We start from the raw sequence: 17,410 nt of genomic DNA on the forward strand, positions 1-17,410 counted from the left end.
CCGGAGTGCCTGCACCACCACCCCGCTTCCGCCGAGCGCCAGCGCAGCGATGAAGCTCCACCAGGGCAGCTCCCGGACGGCTGAGAAGAGGTTCTCCGGCCCCCAGAGCGCGGCCAGCGCCCACAGAATGAGCACCGTGACGGTGAGGTGGGCAGCCCCTGCCAGGACCGTCCGCCGCGTGGGCTGGGCTCCCGAGTCTGCGGCGTGCCGAGCCGATGCGCTCACGGGGTCATGCCGTCGGCGCGGACCCCGGCACACAGGCGATGTCCAGGTGGCCTACGCGCACCGTGAGGTCCCCTGCGCGAAGCTGCCCGGAGCGGCGCCGCAGCCACTCCGCAGCGTCCTCGCGCATCGAGGGGTCCTGCTCCACCGCCGCCTGCGCGCGGTCGCTGAGATACCGCTCGACGAACTCGGTGTTCGCGGAGTCGAGGTCCCAGTCGGTGGCGATCATCTCCACCTGCGCCCCGGCTGCGCGAAGCATTCGTGCGAACGCCTCGGCGCCGTCCGGGCCCAGCAGATCCTCGCGGCGCTGATGCGCGTCGAACGCTGACGTGATCGCGGCATCGAAGGGGTCCTGCGGGGCGAGCGAGACCTCCCGGTGACGGTCAGGCTCAGCAGTGCGGCAGCGCCCTTCGACGCGATGGTCTCAGCGATCAGTGCGGCCTCCTGCTCGGAGAGCAGGTCCAGCAGCGCGGCGCAGGTCACCAGCACCGGTGCTCGCGACCCGATAAGCTCCGGAAGCCGATCCACCGTGCCGACCACACGAGTGGTGGGCACCACGTGCTCATCCGGCAGCTCCGTGCTGACGTTCAGGAGCGAGGCGTCATGGTCCACCAAGACCCACTCGTGGGGCGCTGCGAGTCGAGGGGCCAGCCACGCCTGATTGGACCCGGTGCCCGAGCCGAGGTCGATCACCAGGGCCTACTCGTCGCCGTTCTGCTGGGAAGTCAGCCATTCGCTGATCCGATCGACGATCGGGGAGGTGCGCTCCCTGGCTCGGTGGTCGGCTGCACGCCTGAGGGTCAGCCAATCCGCAGCTACTGGGCGCGCTACCAGCCCAGCGCCTTCCTCAGGCTCTTCGCTGTCTCGCTCCATGGGCGGAGTCTATCCCGGCTCTCAAGGGCATTCGCGCGCCACCTGGCTCGAACGTCCTCGTGCTGAAGCCACCGCTCCAGCAGCGTCGTCCAGGCCCTGGCATCCTCAGGGTCCGCCGCGCTTCCGGGAGGGCTTCGTCCGCGACGGCAGACGGTTCGCCGAGCCCTGATGCGAGGGCTTCGACCGCACCTGTTCCGGCGCCGACCACCGCGGGGACACCGTGGGCGATCGCCTCGGTCACCACCATGCCATAGGTCTCCGCCAGGGAGGGGAGCGTGAGCAGATCAGCTGACTCCCAGGCGCTCTCCAGGGCGTGGCCCTGCAGCGGTCCTGTGACGCTGACCCGGCCGGACAGCCTGCGGGCGGCTGCGCTGAGCGCTTCCGCGTATGACGGATCCGAACCTGCAGGCCCGGTGATCTGCAGCTGCCACTCAAGGTCTGCCAGCGGCTCAAGTGCCCGCAGAAGCAGAAGGGGGTTCTTGCGCGGAGAGAGGGAGCCCAGAAACAGGATCTTTGGGGGTCGGAGCCCGTCGCGGGCGCACGAGCATCGGCGCCGGGCGGCACCGCCTCGCACTGCAGCGGACCGTAGCGGGCGATGATGTCCGCAGCCGCCCACCGGCTTGTGCAGATGATCCGGTCTGCACGGTGAAGAGCCGTCCGTTCCAGTGCCGCCGCATCGCGCTGCTGCTGGGGCTCAGTCCTGTTTCAGCCGGGAGGGGCAGGTGCACCAGAACCGATACTTCGACCCCTCGGCCTGAGCCTCTGCGAGAGCGTCTGGGGCTGCCGATGCGATGATTCCGTCCACCAGGGCTGAGCGGCACTGCTTCAGGCGGCGGGCCAATTCTCGCTCCGCCCCATGGTCCGGGGCAGGCCACGAGCCTCCGACCGCTGCCTCCTCGACGTCGGTCCCCAGCTCGCGCCACGCGTCGAGGACGCGCGCGTTGTAGATGGAGCCTCCGCTGGGGCCCGGCAGGTCTGCTTTACACCACAAAGGCCCGCTCATGCTCCGGCGCCGGTGCCATCAGGATGTCCCCTCCGGGTCCCCGCCGTCCGAGGCTCGCGCCCGTCGCGCTCCAGCAGGAAGATGTCGCGGCCGAAGGAGATGAGCAGCAGCGTCAGCGCCCCGCCGGCAAGTGCAGCGGCCAGCCCGGGCGGCACCACGGGCCCCAGGCCGATGACGACAGCCGTGGCCTGCAGAGCCGCGGCAGTTCGTCGGAACCCGCTGTAGGGCAGCGTCCGTCGCCAGTGCGGGCGCAGCCAGGTGCCTACTGCGAAGGCATAGCGCGTCAGACCGATGGCCAGGACCCACCACCCGACGGTGAGGGACAGCAGCCCCGAGAGGACCAGCAGCGCTGCCGCGTCGGACTCGGCATCCAGGCGGGCTCCTCCTCGCTGCCTCGTCCGAGGCGTCGGGCAGCCCACCCGTCGACGGCGTCGAGCAGGGCTGCCGCAGCGGCGAGGATCAGGACCGTCCACGTTCGGGCTTAAGCAGCGCCCCGGCTGCCGCAAGGACCAGGGCCGCGGTGAGCACGCCGACGATCGCAACACGAAGCAGGGTGACCCCGTCAGCCGCGGTGACGGTCCGGGGGCGCCGTCGCATGATGGACCAGGCGGCCACTGCGGGGACCAGCAGCGAGGCCGCCATGCTCCACGCGCCTCCGCCCAGTCTGAGGCGTGCGCCGCGGCAAGGATTGCCGCACCTGCCCCGGCGAGCAGGACCACGGCGGCAGCGGCAGGACCTCCGCGGCCGTCTTTGGGCCGCGCCGCGGTGCGGCTCGGGCTCACGACTCAGGCAGGTGGTCGAGAGGAGGTCCGATGGCCAGAAGGCTGACGAAGACCACGGCCACTGCGACCAGCAGGATGACGCAGCTCAGCACAGGGCGTCGGACCACGGTGCGGAACAGTCGATCGTGCCACCGGTGATCACGCGCGTCGTCCGTGGCAGAACGACGCCATCCTCCCCGCAGGCGTCCTGTTCGGGTCAGCCAGAGATCAGCGGGAATCGTTGCGTAGGGAATGATCGCGCTGATGATGGCCACAGCTGCCGGGCCTCGTCCCATCCGCTGGTTCTGGCGACGAGCACAGCCGTCACTGCGTAGGCGAGAAACACGAACCCATGGACTGCTCCGCCGACGGTCACCGCCACGTCAAGACCGGCAGCAGCCCGCAGCACCATACCGCCAAGCAGCAGCGTCCATGACACCGCCTCGGCGATGCCCATGACCCGGAAGAGCGAGTGCGGACTCATCAGAGGAACTCCTTCAAGCAGTGCTGGTGACGGCGATCTGCGGATCAGCTGGCAGCGTCCCAGTCTACCGACCCCGGCTCCGCCGTAGACTGACCGTCACGCCGACGCAAGGGAGTGACATGGACGCTGACGTCATCGTGATCGGAGCGGGCCTCGCAGGCCTGCAGTGCGCTCGCCGCCTCGAGAGTCGGGGGCACCGTGCGACGGTGCTCGAAGCTTACGACGTCGTCGGCGGCCGAGTGCGCACCGACGAGGTCGACGGGTTCCGCTGCGACCGCGGCTTTCAGGTGCTGAACCCTGCCTATCCCACGCTGCGCAGGTGGACTGACCTTCCTGCGTTGGGTCTGCAGAGCTTCGGGTCGGCGCGCGCGTGACCACCCAGAGCGACGCCTCCGTCCTCGCGCACCCCTGCGCCACCCGGAGCTTCTGCTCTCCACCGTGCGCAGCGAGCATCTGCAGGTCTCTGACGTGCTGGCGCTCGTGCGCTGGATCGGTCCCGCGCTGCTGAGCGAAGCAGCCGCCTCGCGTCCGAGCCGTGACAGAGCCCTGCGGGCCTCCTTCGACGCGGCAGGATTCACCGGCCCCTGAGACGGAACCTGATGGACACCTTCCTGGTTAGCGTCATGGCGGACAGCTCCGGGGAGAAGTCCGCCGACTACGCCCGCATGCTCGTGCGGTGGTTCGCGCTCGGAGCGCCGGGCCTGCCGGAGAAGGGGATGCAGGCGCTGCCCGAACAGATGGCGTCCAACCTGGCTGAGCTTGTGCGGCTGCGCTCTCCTGCCCGTGAGCTCCACGAGACGGCCGACGGCGTCACGGTCACCACGGATGGGGCAGCGCTGCGGGCGCGACTGGCTGTGGTCGCGGTGGGCCCCGAGCATGTCGCAGACCTGACCGCCCTGCCTGCGCCGGTGACTCACGGGCTCACGACCTGGTGGTTCCGCGCCCTGAGCCGCCGGGAGGCGGGACGTTCCTCACTGTGGATGCGTCCGCCGGGCGGCGGGCCTGCAGGCCCCGTATGGAACACGGCCGTGGTCTCGGAGGCAGCGCCTTCCTACGCGCCCCGCGGTGAGCACCTGGTGCAGGCCACAACCCTGCTGGATCAGCCGACCGGCCTCGCCGACGAGGCCGCCGTGCGCAGGGATCTCGAGAGGATCTACAGGACCTCAGCTCGACGCTGGGAGCTGCTGACCCACCATGTGGTGCCGCATACCCTGCCGGGACAGCCGCCGCCGCTGAGGCGCCATCGTGAGCAGCGGATCAACGATCGCACCCTGATCGCCGGAGACCACCTCGACCAAGGATCCATCGAGGGCGCAATGGCCTCCGGGGATCGCGCCGCGCGTACGGCTTCCAGCCTTCTCGCGGGAGTGCGGAGAGGGTGACCAGCTCCTCCGCGGTCCATCTCGTCCTTCCCCATCAGCTCTTCGAGGAGCAGCTGCAGGCCCCTTCCGGCATGCGCTTCGTGCTGATTGAGCATGACCTGCTCTTCCGGCAGTACGCGTTCCACTCCCACAAGCTCGTCCTGCACCGCGCCTCCATGGACCGCTTCGCGCGCTTACTCCGGGGCAGGGCGCACGGTTGATGTGCTGCGCAGCGATGCGCACCTCAGCTCCCGCCAACAGCTCGCGGCGCTCCTGGAGCGGCTCTGCCGTCGCGGGTCACGCGGTTCGACGTCGTCGACGACTGGTTGGACCAGGACCTCGACGCCTCTCTTGCTGACGCCGGCATTGCCGCCGCGGAGCAGGAGGTTCTCGAGACCCCTGGGTTCCTCACCGACCGCAGGCAGATCAGCGACTGGCTCAATGATCATCCGCTGCGCATGCAGGACTTCTACATCTGGCAGCGCCGCCGCCTCAGCATCCTCGTGACCGATGACGGCGAGCCCGTCGGCGGAGCCTGGTCATTCGACGAGGAGAACCGCAAGAAGCTGCCGCGCGGCTACACGCCCGCGCCGGTGCAGCGATTCTCTGACCTGTCCCGAGAGCGCCAGCCTACTCTGGACTTCGAACAGGAGCCGGAGGGTGCCGCAGCAGATCCGCATCAGGACGTCGAGAGAGCCGTGGAGTGGGCGCTGGCAGAGTTCCCGACGCCCCTGGGGACCCGCGGCTGTTCGCCTGGCCCACCTCGGCAGATGAGGCCGCGGAGCATCTGCGGGAATTCGCGACGCAGCGGCTCAACGACTTCGGGCCCTACGAGGACGCGATCTCCGCTGAGTTTCCCTTCATCAACCACGGTCTGCTCACTGCGTCGATGAACATCGGACTCCTGGACCCCGGGATGTGCTGCAGGCCGTGCTGGACGCGGCCGACAGCTCAACCCCACTGGCTTCGGTGGAAGGCTTCGTGAGACAGGTCATCGGGTGGCGCGAATACATGCGGGCCGCCTACATCACTCATGGACGCTCCTTCGCACCTCGAACCGCCTGAATCACACGCGGCAGCTCGGCCAGGGATGGTGGACGGCCCGCACCGAGCTCGAGCCCTCGACCTCGTCATCGGCCGGGTCCTGACCACCGGCTACGCCCACCACATCGAACGGCTGATGATCCTCGGCAGCGCCATGTCCCTTCTGCGTGTGCACCCCGATGCGGTCTACGAGTGGTTCATGGAGATGTTCATCGATGCCTACGACTGGGTCATGGTGCCCAACGTGTACGCCATGAGCCAGTTCGCCGCAGGCGAGGGATCACCACAAAGCCCTATGTCTCGGGCAGCAACTACCTGAAGAAGATGTCTGACCTGCCTGCTGGGGAGTGGGCGCAGGATTGGGATGCGCTCTACTGGGCCTTCGTCCGCGACCACCGCGACACCCTGTCGTCGAACCCGCGGGCCCAGATGATGGTTGCGATGCTGGACCGGATGGACTCCGAGAAGCGGGCCTCCCACCATGATCGCGCCGATCGTCTGCTCGCCGGGCAGTCCAGGACCGGCCTGCTCGCCCGGCCCGAAGCCTCGCACCAGCCCGAGGAATGAGCTCCGGCCCGGGTTCTCCGGGGACTGCGAAAAAAATCTGAATCCGTCCCATCCGATCTCTGCGCGGCACCGAACAGCAGGTACGCAGGCCGCAGACAAGGATGTGAAGGCGGCCTGTCCCCACAGTTCTATAGGAGATTTCAGCCATGAACACCCACATGCGCACGGCAAGCAAGTTCCTGGGAATCGGCACAATCGCCCTGCTGGGTCTGACGGCCTGCAACGACGGGGCGGCGAGGATGCGCCCGAGGAGGACCAGGACACCACCCAGACCGATGAGGACATGACCCAGGACGAGCCCATGGATGATGAGGCTTAGCACCGAGGGGGACATGGACGACGAGGACATGGATGAGGACGCCGACCAGGACATGGAGGAAGGCGCCGAGGACAGTGCGGACGAGGAGATGGACCCAGCCGCCAACCTCGTCGGCCCAGGCTGTGAGGCCTACGCCGAAGAGGTCCCCGAGGGTGACGGATCAGTCGACGGCATGGCCCAGGACCCAGTCGCCACCGCAGCCTCGAACAACCCCATGCTCACCACTCTCACCAGTGCCGTGTCCGGGGAGCTGAACCCAGACGTGGACCTCGTGGACACCCTCAACGGTGACGAGTTCACCGTTCTCGCCCCAACGGATGACGCCTTCGGCGAAGTGCCCGAGGAAGACCTGAACGCGCTCGCCGAGGACGCTGAGGCGCTCAACGATGTGCTCACCTACCACGTGATCCCGGGCCAGATGGACCCGGATGAGATCGAGGGCGAGCACGAGACCGTCAACGGTGAGATGGTCACCATCACCGGTGAGGGCGACGACCTGATGTTCGACGAAGCCGGACTCGTCTGCGGCGGAGTCCAGACCGACAATGCCGTGGTCTACATGATCGACGGCGTTCTGATGCCTGCGGCCTCCGAGGAGTAACTCCTCCCTCTCCCTCTTCTCGGAAGAGCCGCACCGCGCCGATGCCCCTCGGCGCACCAGCGATGGCGGCGCCTCAGACTGTTCCTGCGGACAGGTCAGGCGCCGCCATCGCCTCATTGCAGAGAATTCGGAGCCGACGGCTCGCCCCAATCAGCTCGTGATCAGACCCCTCCCATGGCAAGCTTGAGAAATGTCCCCACCCCACCCGCAGGACGAGAGCCTCGGAGCCTCGTCGGCCTCAGAGGCAGAGCAGGATGCCTGCGGCGCACTGCTCGTGCGGATTCAGCGCCAGGACGAGCAGGCCTTCGAAACGCTGTACCGCGAGCACGGCAGCGTGCTTCTGGCCACTATTCTGCGGCTGGTGCGCAACCGGGCCCTGGCAGAAGAGGTCCTTCAGGATGTGTTCTTCGAAGTGTGGACCAGGGCGCACTCCTTCCGCGCTGAGGCTTGGCACAGGCCGGGCGTGGCTGACGACGATGTGCCGCCATGAGCGATCGACAGGGTGCGCTCCGTCCAGGCCCAGCAGAACCGCGACTTCGCCGAAGGCCTCAAGCAGGCCCCTGAGGTGGAGCCGGACATACAGACCGAGGCCCTGAACCACGTGGAGGCCATCCGTCTCAACACCGCTCTGAAGGGACTGCCCGCCGAGCAGGCGCGAGCGATAGCCATGGCCTACTATCAGGACCTGTCCCACAGCGAGATTGCGGCGGCGCTCAGCACGCCGCTGGGAACCGTGAAGTCACGAATACGAGACGGAATGAAGCGGCTGCGAGCCCAGCTGGAGGTGAACGATGCACGCTGATCACGAATACCTCGCGGCTTATTGTGCTCGGCGGCCTCACGCCCGAGGAGGACGCAGCGGCACAGTCCTCTACGAGGCAGACACGGACTTCCAGCTCGAGGTCGCCGCATTCTCCGAGACCATGGCGGCGCTCGCCGAGTCCGACGAGCCCGTGCAGCCCAGCGCCGATCTTGACACGGCCATTCTGGGCATACCGAGCCGGACTGCGGTGGACCGCCCCGCACGCACCGACAGCGCATCGGAGGCCGAGGTCAGCCCCGGCCGGCGCGCTCGGGCCTACCCGCATCACTGGCCTCTTCGCTCTGGCTGCGGCCACGCTTGCGCTGGTCGCCGCAGCCCTGGGCGTGCTGCTGGTGAATCAGATCAACCAGATGCAGCAGGTGGAGGAGTCGCTCACCGCGGAGGAGCAGCGGCGGGAGCAGATGGAGCTGCTCCTCGGAGCCCCTGATCTCTCGGCTGAGCACGCCGAATCTGCCGTGGGCGGGAGCGTGACGGTCACCTACTCGCTGGATGCGCAGATGATCCACATCGTGCCCCACAACCTCCCCGCGCCCTCCGAGGACCAAGCCATGCAGATGTGGCTCATCGGGGAGGAGGGCCCTCAGAGCCTGGGACTGATGAGCGGCGACGGCTCGGAGATGCTCGCGGCCGTAGAGCTTGACGAAGGCGCGGCATTCGGCGTCACCATCGAACCGTCGGGAGGCTCCTCAGCCCTCCGACGACCCCATCATTGTGGCTGATCTCTGATCCGCCATCCGAGCAGGCCCACGGCTCCGAACACCGGTCATGACCCGAACTGACCCTCACCCGGAGCATCACCGAGCCTGCCAGCTGCGCGGCGGCCGGAATCGCGGCGGCCGCCGTCTTTCTGGGAATCGCGGACGTCGTCGCCCGGTTCTTCGCGCCTTCCTCCTCGCCGCTGGTCGCCCTCGGGAACACCATCATCGGGGCATCCCCGCCCGGGCTGCAGGAATTCGCCATCTCGGTGTTCGGGAGCAGCAACAAGCTGGTGCTGTTCCTCAGCATGGGCCTCGGCGGGCCGCCGCAGCGGCGCTGATCGGCATGCTCGCCCGGCGCAGCCTTGGCCTGGGAGCCGCCGCTTTCGCCGTCGTCGCCGCCTCACTGGCAGCCGTGGTTCTGACGCGCCCGGACGCAGGACCGGCAGATGCTGTGCCCACACTCACAGGTGCGGCCTTGGGAGTCTCCCTGCTGGCTGCCCTGATCCTGACGGCGTGGAGCGCAGCGACACGGTCGCAGGCCGATGCGGTAGCGGAAGCTGCGGCCTCGCGGCGAGCGTTCCTCGGACTGGCGGCGGCTTACACCGCCGCTGCGGGGTCTCGTTCGCCCTGGGACGCTCCGTGCGGACATTCGGCCGCGAAGCTGGGGAGCCGTCGGACGCCTGGTCCTGCCGTCACCGGCGGTTCGTGCGGCCATCGTTCCGGAGTCCGCATCATCCGGCGCAGCGGGGCTGCGCCCTTCATCACCCCCAACTCGGACTTCTACCGCATCGACACCGCACTGGCCGTCCCGGAGCTGCACTCGGACGAGTGGACGCTGCGCATCCACGGACTGGTGGAGAACGAGGTCATGATCGATATGCATGAGCTGCTCGAGCTGCCGCTGGAGGAGCACCACATCACCCTGACCTGCGTGTCCAACCCCGTCGGAGGGGATCTGGTGGGCAACGCATCATGGCTGGGATACCCGGTCCGGCAGCTGCTGGCCGAGGCGGGACCCTGCCGGAGGCCGACATGGTGCTCTCGCAGTCGATCGACGGATTCACCGCATCCACGCCTCTTGAGGCACTGACCGACGAGCGCAGCTCACTCCTTGCCGTCGGGATGAACGGTGAGCCCCTGCTTACTGAGCACGGGTACCCGGCGCGCCTGGTCGTGCCCGGCCTCTACGGATACGTCTCAGCGACCAAATGGGTGGTTGACCTGGAAGTCACTCGCTTCGACCGCGAGACGGCCTATTGGACCGACCGTGGGTGGGACGAACGGGCTCCCGTCCTCGTCGCCTCACGCATCGAAGTGCCCAGCCCTCTGGAGACTCTGCCCGCAGGCGACGTGGTGATCGCAGGCAGTGCGTGGGCTCAGCACGTCGGCGTCGAGCGCGTGGAGGTGCAGATCGACGGCGGTGAGTGGGAGTAAGCAGAGCTGAGCTCTGAGGTGTCGATCGACACCTGGCGTCAGTGGCGACACATGTTCTCCGATGCTCAGCCCGGACGGCATTGGGTGTCAGTGCGTGCCATCAGCGCCAACGGTGAAGTCCAGACCGGGGACCGCCGGGACCCCATACCGAACGCGGCCACGGGCCGCCACCGCATCGACTTCGAGGTGCAGTAGGGCGGGACTGCTGCCGATGGGCTGATCAGGCGTCCTTCGGCGCCGTCTCCATCAGGGCGGCCTTCCAAGAGCCGAAGAAGCTGCGGAGAGCGGCGCCGGAGGGCAGATCGTCACGCCCCGCGGCCATCTGGTCCTTACGCCACTGCAGGTAGTTCTGGTAGCTGGACGAGATCCTCTGACGCAGCGTGCTGCTGGAATGTCCGCATGACGGATCTGAACTGTTCCGGGGCGAACTTCGCAGCGCCGAATGCCTCATCGGTGCTCCGTTCGGCGACGCCGAGCCCAGCATCGCGCAGCGCCTGGCTCCATGACCCGCCCGCGCGTCTGAGAAGCGTCGTGCTGCCCGCCTACCAGACTGCCCTGCCCTTGGCCTGAGCCAGCCCATGCTCACTGAGGAATTCACGCCGAATACGGTCGTAGTGCTGTGCAGAGATGCTCAGAGCAGCATCGTCGCCAGTGTCGGCCGCGTGCACCCGCCGCTGACACTGGCGAGCACCTCGTCCGTGGTCTCCGCGCAGCCCTGGCGCCTCAGCTGGTCGGACACCTCCGAGGCCATCTCGTCCTCCAGTGCGGAGACGGGCCCGGTGAGGCGGTGCTTGCGCGCCACAGCGAACAGGAGGCTTGCGCGGAGGGCGATGTCGGTCATGGGTGCACTGGGCATGCCATGATCCTACGGAGCTTTGGGGGTCAACGGTGTATGGTGGAGTGTTTGGTGCTCAGAGCACCTGCGTCGTAGGAACGCTTTCGTCCAGCCGGGAGGCCTCTTCAGGTCCGTCCCCGCGCTTGAGCATTGACCGTCTCGCGGCGAACCAGACGCGCCGACCGGCGCGTCTGTGACCAGCCAGAGGCCCGTCGCACCTTCGCGGATTGATCTGGCACACGCGGAAAGGCACCACCATCTCCACCCCCACCATCACCGAGTCAGAGCAGTCTGTCTCCGCCGAAACCGAGCAGCAGACATTCGCCGACCTCGGAGTCCCTGCACCCTGACGCGCAGCCTGGCCGCCGAAGGCAAGTTCATCGCCTTCCCCATTCAGGCTGCCACGCTCCCTGACACCCTCCAGGGCAGGGACGTCCTCGGACGCGGCAAAACCGGCTCGGGCAAGACCATCGCCTTCGCCCTGCCCCTCGTCGCCCGACTGGGCGAGAGCGGCGCCGAGCGGAAGCCGCGCAGGCCCAGGGCACTGGTCCTGGCGCCCACCCGTGAGCTTGCAACCCAGATCGACGCCGTCATCGCGCCCCTGGCCGAGACCTACGGCATGACGACCGCCACCATCTTCGGCGGCGTGAGCCAGAAGCCGCAGGAGAAGGCCCTGAACAGAGGCGTCGACATCGTCGTGGCCTGCCCAGGCCGTCTGGAGGACCTGCTGAAGCAGGGCGTGCTGAACCTCGACAGCGCCGCCGTGACCGTCCTGGACGAAGCAGACCACATGGCCGACCTCGGCTTCCTTCCCGGCGTCACCCGCATCCTGGGGCAGACCCCGGCGGACGCGCAGCGGCTCTTCTTCTCCGCCACGCTGGACAACGGCGTCGACAAGCTCGTCAAGCGCTTCCTGACCGACCCCTGCACCACTCCGTGGACGAGGCGACGAGCCACGTCTCCGCCATGACGCACCATGTCTTCGAGGTTCACCCGGACCGCAAGAAGGACCTTGTGCATGAGCTGGCGTCCGGGCAGGGCCGTCGACTCCTCTTCACCCGCACCAAGCACCAGGCGAAGAACCTCGCGAAGAAGCTCGCAGCGCAGGGCGTCCCCGCCGTCGACCTTCACGGCAACCTCTCCCAGGCCAAGCGCGACAAGAACCTGGCGGCCTTCAGCGACGGCTCGGTGCGGGTGCTCGTTGCCACCGACGTGGCCGCACGCGGAGTCCACGTCGACGAGATCGAGCTCGTCGTCCACGTCGACCCGCCCGCAGAGCACAAGGCCTACCTCCACCGCTCAGGACGCACCGCACGAGCCGGAAGCGCTTATGACGTCGTCACAGTGATGCTGCCCGAGCAGCGACGCGACACCGAATCGCTCCTGCGCAAGGCCGGCGATCAAGGTCAAGCTTACGGCAGTCTCCACGGACTCCCCGGAGGTCACCGCCCTGATCGGTGAGCGAGCTGCCTACGTGGAGCCCGCACCGGTGCAGCCCAACGACAGCCGCGGCGGCGGCCAAGGATCGCGACGCGGCGGCGGCGGAGGGCGCAGCGGCGGCCGAGGTGCCCGCGCAGCGGCTCCGGAGGCGGCAGCAGCAGAGGCGGACAGTCGAGGAACTCACGCGGCGGCCGCGGACGCCGCAGCTCCTCGCCCGGAGCCTGAGCACGCCTGTCTTGTTAGGTTGAGGGCCATGACTGAGCAGCCAGCCCCATCAGCCCATTGCACGTCCCAGCCCGGCGGGGGTACCGCCGGGCTGGCCTCCGCTGGCCCGGCCGACCGGCTCCGCTCCCGGTACGGCCGCCCCGTGGGCTGGCAGCCGCCGGAGTGGAACGACACCCTCGACCTGATGCTGCGGCACCGCTCGACCCGTCGCTACCTCGACAAGCACGTGCCGGAGGAGACTCTGCGCACCGTGATTGCCGCGGCTCAGTCTGCGCCCACCTCGTCGAACCAGCAGATCATCTCCGCTCTGGCCATCAGGGACCAGGCAAAGAAGGACGCGGTCGCCGAGATCGGGGCCCCTTCCAGAAGCACATCAAGCATGCGCCGGTCCTGGTGATCTGGCTCATCGACTTCAGCAGGGCCAAGCATCTCGCCGACGAGGCCCAGCGCGACCCCGTCGGACTGGACTATCTCGACATTGCGCTGGTGGGAGCCTGCGACGCTGGTATCCACGCGCAGAACGCACTCGTGGCCGCCCAGTCGCTCGGCCTGGGCGGGGTCTACCTGGGCTCTGTCCGCAATGACTCGGAGAAGCTGGCCGAGGTGCTCGAACTTCCTCCGACGTCATCCCGTTCGTCGGCATGGAGCTGGGCTACCCGGACCCGGACGAGGAAGCAGGCATCAAGCCCCGTCTTCCCCAGGAGAGCTTTCTGCATATCGACGCGTACGACGCCGACGCAGTGCCTGAGCAGATCCGCGTCTATGAGGAGACGCTCGCTGAGTACTACCGCGACTACGACATGGACCCGTCGTGGGGCCGTCGTCTGGTGAGCTTACTGGGGAGAAGGCGACATTCGCCACCCAGAGGCACAGACTTGCAGACTTTCTGCGGAGTCGAGGGCTCGGGCTGAAGTGAGCGTCTCAGCGGGAGGCGACGGCGGCGCGGTCGCCTGAGCGCTGAAGCGCCAGGCAACGCACAGGCAGCGTCTCGCAGAGCTTCAGGGTGTCTTCCTAGCGTGGGGTCGTGGCCCGGATGCCTGCGCACCAGTCTGCGGCTCCGGCCTCAGACCATGTTGCACCCATTGGTAAGGACCCCGCCATGAAGGACATCCGCATACCCGGCGCACCGCAGGAAGAGCCTGTTCCTGAGAAGCAGCCCACGGCACCCGCAGCTCCTCCCGAGGCCAAGCCTGACCAGGAGGGCCCGCAGGAGGTGAGCCCTACGGGTGCGCCCCAGCCCGGAGCTTCACAGGCCCGCCGCCAGCAGGGGGAGCACCTCACCACCGCACAGGGCGCCCGCGTGCGCAGCACTGACCATTCCCTCCGAGCCGGTGCGCGCGGCCCGACCCTCCTGCAGGACCACCACCTGCGGGAGAAGATCATGCACTTCGACCACGAGCGCATCCCTGAGCGCGCGGTCCACGCCAGGGCGCCGCCGCGCACGGCGTGTTCGAGTCCTACGGGACCGGCGAAAAGCTCACCCAGGCGGGCTTCCTCGCCGAGAAGACGACGACACTCGTCTTTCTCCGCTTCTCCACCGTGCTGGGCAACCGCGGATCCGCCGATACGGTGCGCGACACACGCGGCTTCTCGGTGAAGTTCTACACCGATGAGGGAACCTTTGACCTGGTCGCCAACAACATCCCGGTGTTCTTCATCCAGGACGGCATCAAGTTCCCTGATCTGATCCATGCGGCCAAGCCGCACCCTGACCGCGAGATTCCTCAGGCCCAGTCAGCTCACGACACCTTCTGGGACTTCGTCTCGCTGCACACCGAGGCCCAGCATCACACCCTGTGGAACATGTCTGACCGCGGCATCCCCGCTCCTACCGCATGATGGAGGGCTTCGGCGTCCACACATTCCGCATGATCAGCGCCGAGGGCGAGACGAGCCTGGTGAAGTTCCACTTCAAGCCCAAGCTCGGCGTGCATTCCCTGACGTGGGAGGAGGCGCTGATGACCAACGGAGTGGATCCGACTTCCACCGGCGCGACCTCGCCGATGCGATCGAGAAGGGCGCCTTCCCTGAGTGGGAGTTCGGGGTCCAGGTCTTTCCGGACACTGAGGACCAGACGTTCGAGGGCATCGACCTGCTGGATCCCACCAAGATCGTGCCCGAGGAGCTTGCTCCTGTGCACCCTCTGGGCAAGCTGACGCTCAACGCCAACCCGACCAACTACTTCGCGGAGACGGAGCAGGTCGCGTATCACCCGGGCCACCTGCCTCCGGGCATCGACGTGACCGATGATGCGCTGCTCCAGGCCCGGCTCTTCAGCTACCTGGACACCCAGATCACGCGGCTGGGCGGCCCGAACTTCAGCCAGATTCCCATCAACCGCCCGAAGGCCGTCGTCAACGACAACCTTAGGGACGGGTTCCACCAGAGCGCGGTCCACACCGGTGTCGCCCCTACCACCCCAGCGGACTCAACGGCGGCAACCCCACCCGGTCTCCGACGCGGACGGAGAGGCGCCTCCTGCCCTCATCGACGTCCCCAGGCGGTTGCGGGAGAGAATGTCCGCAGCAAGCCCGCAAGCTTCGAGGACCACTACAGCCAGGCCACCCTGTTCTACCGCAGCCTGACCCGCACCGAGCAGCAGCACACCATCCAGGCCTACACCTTCGAGCTCGGCAAGTGCTACGACCTCACCATCCAGACGCGGCAGCTGCAGTGCCTGGCCAATATCGACGCTGAGCTGGTCAGTGCAGTCGCCGAAGGGCTCGGACAGCCCGTGCCTGCGCCCACTGAGCCGCCCGCTGATGATGTCACTGTCTCACCGGCGCTCTCACAGATCGGGCAGAGCTACCCGATCGACGGCCTACCATTGCGGTCGTGGTGGACGAATCCTCGGAGGCCTCAGACATCCAGAGGATCAGGCAGGACCTCGATGCCCAAGGGCTGGTGCCGCTGGTCGTCGCTCCCACGGGGGCGCCGCTGAGCAACGGGGTACACCCCCAGCGGACCTACCTGACCGCCCGCTCCATCGAGTTCGATGCCATCATCTTCGCGACGGGCCCCTCGAAGGCTGCGGCGGGCGCCGACCCGGACACGGACCAGAAGCTCGGGGACCCTGTCGGAGTCTCCAACGTTGACCCGCGGCTGACCCTGATGGCAGGCGAGCCTACCGGCACTCCAAGGCGATGGTCTTCGCCGAGGGCTCCGCGGTGCTCACCTCAGCCGGGATCCAGGCCGGAACCCCGGGGTGCTGGTGGGCGAGCCGCGCTCTCAGCTTGCGGAGCTCTTCGAGCTGCTGGGCGCGCACCGCGTCTGGGAGCGATTCTCGCCTACTCTCTGAGGTCAGTGCCGCCTGCTCAGCACTCCACGACGCTGACCGCGAGGCCGCCGAGGGCTGTCTCCTTGTACTTATCGGACATGTCCTTGCCGGTCTCGCGCATCGTCGCGATCACCTCAGAGAGCGATACGCGGTGCTCGCCGTCGCCCATCAGCGCCATGCGGGCGGCATTCACCGCTTTGCTTACCGCGATCGCGTTGCGTTCGATGCAGGGCACCTGCACCAGCCCTCCGACGGGGTCGCAGGTCAGCCCCAGGCTGTGCTCCATGGCGATCTCAGCCGCGTTCTCCACCTGCGCAGGAGTGCCGCCGAACACTTCGCACAGGCCTGCTGCTGCCATGGATGAGGCCGACCCCACCTCACCCTGGCAGCCGACTTCAGCACCGGAGATAGAGGCCTGCTCCTTATAGAGCACTCCCACGGCCGCTGCGGTGAGAAGGTAGGTGGTCACGATGCGCTCGCGGTCCTCGGTTCGGGCGAAGCTCGATCCCGCTCCGTAGTGCGTGGCGTAGACCCCCACTGCAGGGATGATCCCTGCAGCCCCGTTGGTCGGCGCAGTGACCACACGGCCGCCGGAGGCGTTCTCCTCGTTGACGGCCAAGGCCGTGAGGTTCACCCACTCCTGCCAATACGCGTAGCTGCGGGTGGGATCCTCAGCCGAGAGCCTAGCGTGCCAGTCCGGCGCGCGACGCCGCACCTTCAGCCCTCCTGGAAGCGGGCCGCTTCGAGTCAGAGCGGAGTTCCTGCACTCCTCCATCACTGTCCATATCTGAAGGATGCCCTCACGGACGTCCTTCTCGGAGCGCAGGGCTGATTCATTGGCGAGCATGATCTCCGACATCGGCATGCCGGTGGCTCGGACGTGAGCCATCAGCTCCTCGGGTGAGGCGAAGGGATGGGGAACTTCTGGGGTCTGATGGGCGACCGCAGCCTCCTCGGCCGAGGACTCTGCCAGGACGAAGCCTCCGCCCACCGAGTAGTAGGTGTCCTCGGCCAGCAGTGTGCCCGCTGCGTCGTAGGCCTTCAGCCGCATGGCGTTGGTATGCCGAGGCAGGACTGTCAGCGGTCGCATGGCGAAGTCCTCGACCCTCAGCGGAACGGGCTGGCCGAAGCCCAGCCGGTCAGCGAACCGGATCGCGCCGGTGGCCTGGATATCGGCAGTCCGCTCCTCCGCCTGAGCGGGCAGAAGAGTCTCCGGATCCCACCCTCCAGGCCGAGAAGCACGGCGGGGAATGTTCCGTGGCCGTGCCCGGTCGCTGCCAGTGATCCGAAGAGATCCACGGTCACGGAGGACACATGCTCCACCGTTCCGGCAGGGGCAAGGTGCTCAGTGAGGAAGAGGCGAGCGGCGCGCATGGGGCCCACCGTGTGCGAGGACGAGGGGCCGATGCCGACCCGGAAGAGGTCGAAGAGGCTGAGCTGCAT

20 protein-coding genes and 6 pseudogenes are annotated in these 17,410 nt (G+C 67.7%); 17 read left to right on the top strand and 9 right to left on the bottom strand.

Annotation, left to right across the window (positions count from 1 at the left end):
• Positions 1-229: 229 nt before the first annotated feature.
• The 7 genes from K0H76_RS09430 to K0H76_RS09460 all read right to left on the bottom strand — a co-directional run bounded on the left by K0H76_RS09430 (position 230) and on the right by K0H76_RS09460 (position 3,343).
• Positions 230-451: a hypothetical protein gene (locus tag K0H76_RS09430; protein WP_258935250.1), complete on the bottom strand. Its 222-nt coding sequence runs from the start codon at positions 449-451 to the stop codon at positions 230-232.
• The gene (locus tag K0H76_RS09435) at positions 448-915 is read right to left on the bottom strand and encodes a class I SAM-dependent methyltransferase (protein WP_258935251.1); all 468 of its coding nucleotides are present in this window, start codon (positions 913-915) and stop codon (positions 448-450) included. The genes K0H76_RS09430 and K0H76_RS09435 overlap by 4 nt, the downstream gene beginning before the upstream one ends.
• Positions 916-1,069: 154 nt before the next feature.
• Positions 1,070-1,711 carry a glycosyltransferase gene (locus K0H76_RS09440; RefSeq protein WP_258935252.1) on the bottom strand — a complete coding sequence of 214 codons (642 nt, stop codon included), beginning with the start codon at positions 1,709-1,711 and terminating at the stop codon, positions 1,070-1,072.
• A 78-nt stretch (positions 1,712-1,789) separates the two neighbouring features.
• On the bottom strand, positions 1,790-2,086 hold the full coding sequence (locus K0H76_RS09445) for a hypothetical protein (RefSeq protein ID WP_258935253.1): 297 nt from the start codon (positions 2,084-2,086) through the stop codon (positions 1,790-1,792).
• Positions 2,087-2,094: 8 nt separating this feature from the next.
• Positions 2,095-2,571 (bottom strand): hypothetical protein, encoded by a 477-nt coding sequence (locus K0H76_RS09450; protein ID WP_258935254.1) that lies wholly within the window; start codon positions 2,569-2,571, stop codon positions 2,095-2,097.
• A complete protein-coding gene (locus K0H76_RS09455; protein ID WP_258935255.1) occupies positions 2,558-2,740 on the bottom strand; it encodes a hypothetical protein in 183 nt (60 codons plus the stop codon). Before K0H76_RS09455 ends, K0H76_RS09450 begins: the two co-directional genes overlap by 14 nt.
• 336 nt (positions 2,741-3,076) lie before the next feature.
• The gene (locus K0H76_RS09460) at positions 3,077-3,343 is read right to left on the bottom strand and encodes a DUF3817 domain-containing protein (protein WP_258935256.1); all 267 of its coding nucleotides are present in this window, start codon (positions 3,341-3,343) and stop codon (positions 3,077-3,079) included.
• A 119-nt stretch (positions 3,344-3,462) separates the two neighbouring features.
• Between K0H76_RS09460 and K0H76_RS09465 the strand changes: the two genes are divergently transcribed.
• The 14 genes and pseudogenes from K0H76_RS09465 to K0H76_RS09530 all read left to right on the top strand — a co-directional run bounded on the left by K0H76_RS09465 (position 3,463) and on the right by K0H76_RS09530 (position 10,760).
• Positions 3,463-3,717, top strand: a complete 255-nt coding sequence (locus tag K0H76_RS09465) for an FAD-dependent oxidoreductase (protein WP_258935257.1) — start codon at positions 3,463-3,465, stop codon at positions 3,715-3,717.
• A 64-nt stretch (positions 3,718-3,781) separates the two neighbouring features.
• Positions 3,782-3,931, top strand: coding sequence for a hypothetical protein (locus tag K0H76_RS09470; RefSeq protein ID WP_258935258.1), 150 nt, complete (start codon positions 3,782-3,784; stop codon positions 3,929-3,931).
• An 11-nt stretch (positions 3,932-3,942) separates the two neighbouring features.
• Complete coding sequence (locus tag K0H76_RS09475; protein ID WP_258935259.1) at positions 3,943-4,725, top strand: FAD-dependent oxidoreductase; 783 nt, start codon at positions 3,943-3,945, stop codon at positions 4,723-4,725.
• A 71-nt stretch (positions 4,726-4,796) separates the two neighbouring features.
• Positions 4,797-5,597: pseudogene (locus K0H76_RS09480) on the top strand (cryptochrome/photolyase family protein).
• Positions 5,598-5,622: 25 nt separating this feature from the next.
• Complete coding sequence (locus tag K0H76_RS09485) at positions 5,623-5,769, top strand: hypothetical protein (protein WP_258935260.1); 147 nt, start codon at positions 5,623-5,625, stop codon at positions 5,767-5,769.
• Positions 5,770-5,794: 25 nt separating this feature from the next.
• Positions 5,795-6,067, top strand: coding sequence for a hypothetical protein (locus K0H76_RS09490; protein ID WP_258935261.1), 273 nt, complete (start codon positions 5,795-5,797; stop codon positions 6,065-6,067).
• Positions 6,068-6,072: 5 nt separating this feature from the next.
• Entirely contained in the window at positions 6,073-6,315 is a 243-nt protein-coding gene (locus tag K0H76_RS09495) for a hypothetical protein (protein WP_258935262.1), read from the top strand.
• Between the two features lie 146 nt (positions 6,316-6,461).
• Entirely contained in the window at positions 6,462-6,602 is a 141-nt protein-coding gene (locus K0H76_RS09500; RefSeq protein WP_258935263.1) for a hypothetical protein, read from the top strand.
• Between the two features lie 18 nt (positions 6,603-6,620).
• Positions 6,621-7,235 carry a fasciclin domain-containing protein gene (locus K0H76_RS09505; RefSeq protein WP_258935264.1) on the top strand — a complete coding sequence of 205 codons (615 nt, stop codon included), beginning with the start codon at positions 6,621-6,623 and terminating at the stop codon, positions 7,233-7,235.
• 190 nt (positions 7,236-7,425) lie between these two features.
• Positions 7,426-7,725, top strand: coding sequence for a hypothetical protein (locus K0H76_RS09510; RefSeq protein ID WP_258935265.1), 300 nt, complete (start codon positions 7,426-7,428; stop codon positions 7,723-7,725).
• Between the two features lie 12 nt (positions 7,726-7,737).
• Positions 7,738-8,037: a sigma-70 family RNA polymerase sigma factor gene (locus K0H76_RS09515; protein ID WP_258935266.1), complete on the top strand. Its 300-nt coding sequence runs from the start codon at positions 7,738-7,740 to the stop codon at positions 8,035-8,037.
• Positions 8,038-8,207: 170 nt separating this feature from the next.
• Positions 8,208-8,777 (top strand): anti-sigma factor, encoded by a 570-nt coding sequence (locus K0H76_RS09520; protein WP_258935267.1) that lies wholly within the window; start codon positions 8,208-8,210, stop codon positions 8,775-8,777.
• 74 nt (positions 8,778-8,851) lie between these two features.
• Positions 8,852-10,385 (top strand): annotated as a pseudogene (locus tag K0H76_RS09525) (molybdopterin-dependent oxidoreductase).
• Between the two features lie 204 nt (positions 10,386-10,589).
• A complete protein-coding gene (locus K0H76_RS09530) occupies positions 10,590-10,760 on the top strand; it encodes a hypothetical protein (protein ID WP_258935268.1) in 171 nt (56 codons plus the stop codon).
• Between the two features lie 61 nt (positions 10,761-10,821).
• Here the strand turns inward: K0H76_RS09530 and K0H76_RS09535 are convergent, their stop codons facing one another.
• Positions 10,822-11,031, bottom strand: a complete 210-nt coding sequence (locus K0H76_RS09535) for a hypothetical protein (RefSeq protein WP_258935269.1) — start codon at positions 11,029-11,031, stop codon at positions 10,822-10,824.
• A 266-nt stretch (positions 11,032-11,297) separates the two neighbouring features.
• Here K0H76_RS09535 and K0H76_RS09540 point away from each other — a divergent pair.
• From K0H76_RS09540 to K0H76_RS09550, 3 pseudogenes are all read left to right on the top strand, one after another.
• Positions 11,298-12,601, top strand: a pseudogene (locus K0H76_RS09540) (DEAD/DEAH box helicase); the annotation flags it as partial.
• Positions 12,602-12,874: 273 nt separating this feature from the next.
• Positions 12,875-13,521, top strand: a pseudogene (locus K0H76_RS09545) (nitroreductase family protein).
• 268 nt (positions 13,522-13,789) lie between these two features.
• Positions 13,790-15,988 (top strand): annotated as a pseudogene (locus K0H76_RS09550) (catalase).
• Positions 15,989-16,004: 16 nt separating this feature from the next.
• Here the strand turns inward: K0H76_RS09550 and K0H76_RS09555 are convergent.
• Positions 16,005-17,410 (bottom strand): annotated as a pseudogene (locus K0H76_RS09555) (L-serine ammonia-lyase).

The organism is Nesterenkonia pannonica (assembly GCF_019575955.1).
Lineage (GTDB): Bacteria > Actinomycetota > Actinomycetes > Actinomycetales > Micrococcaceae > Nesterenkonia > Nesterenkonia pannonica.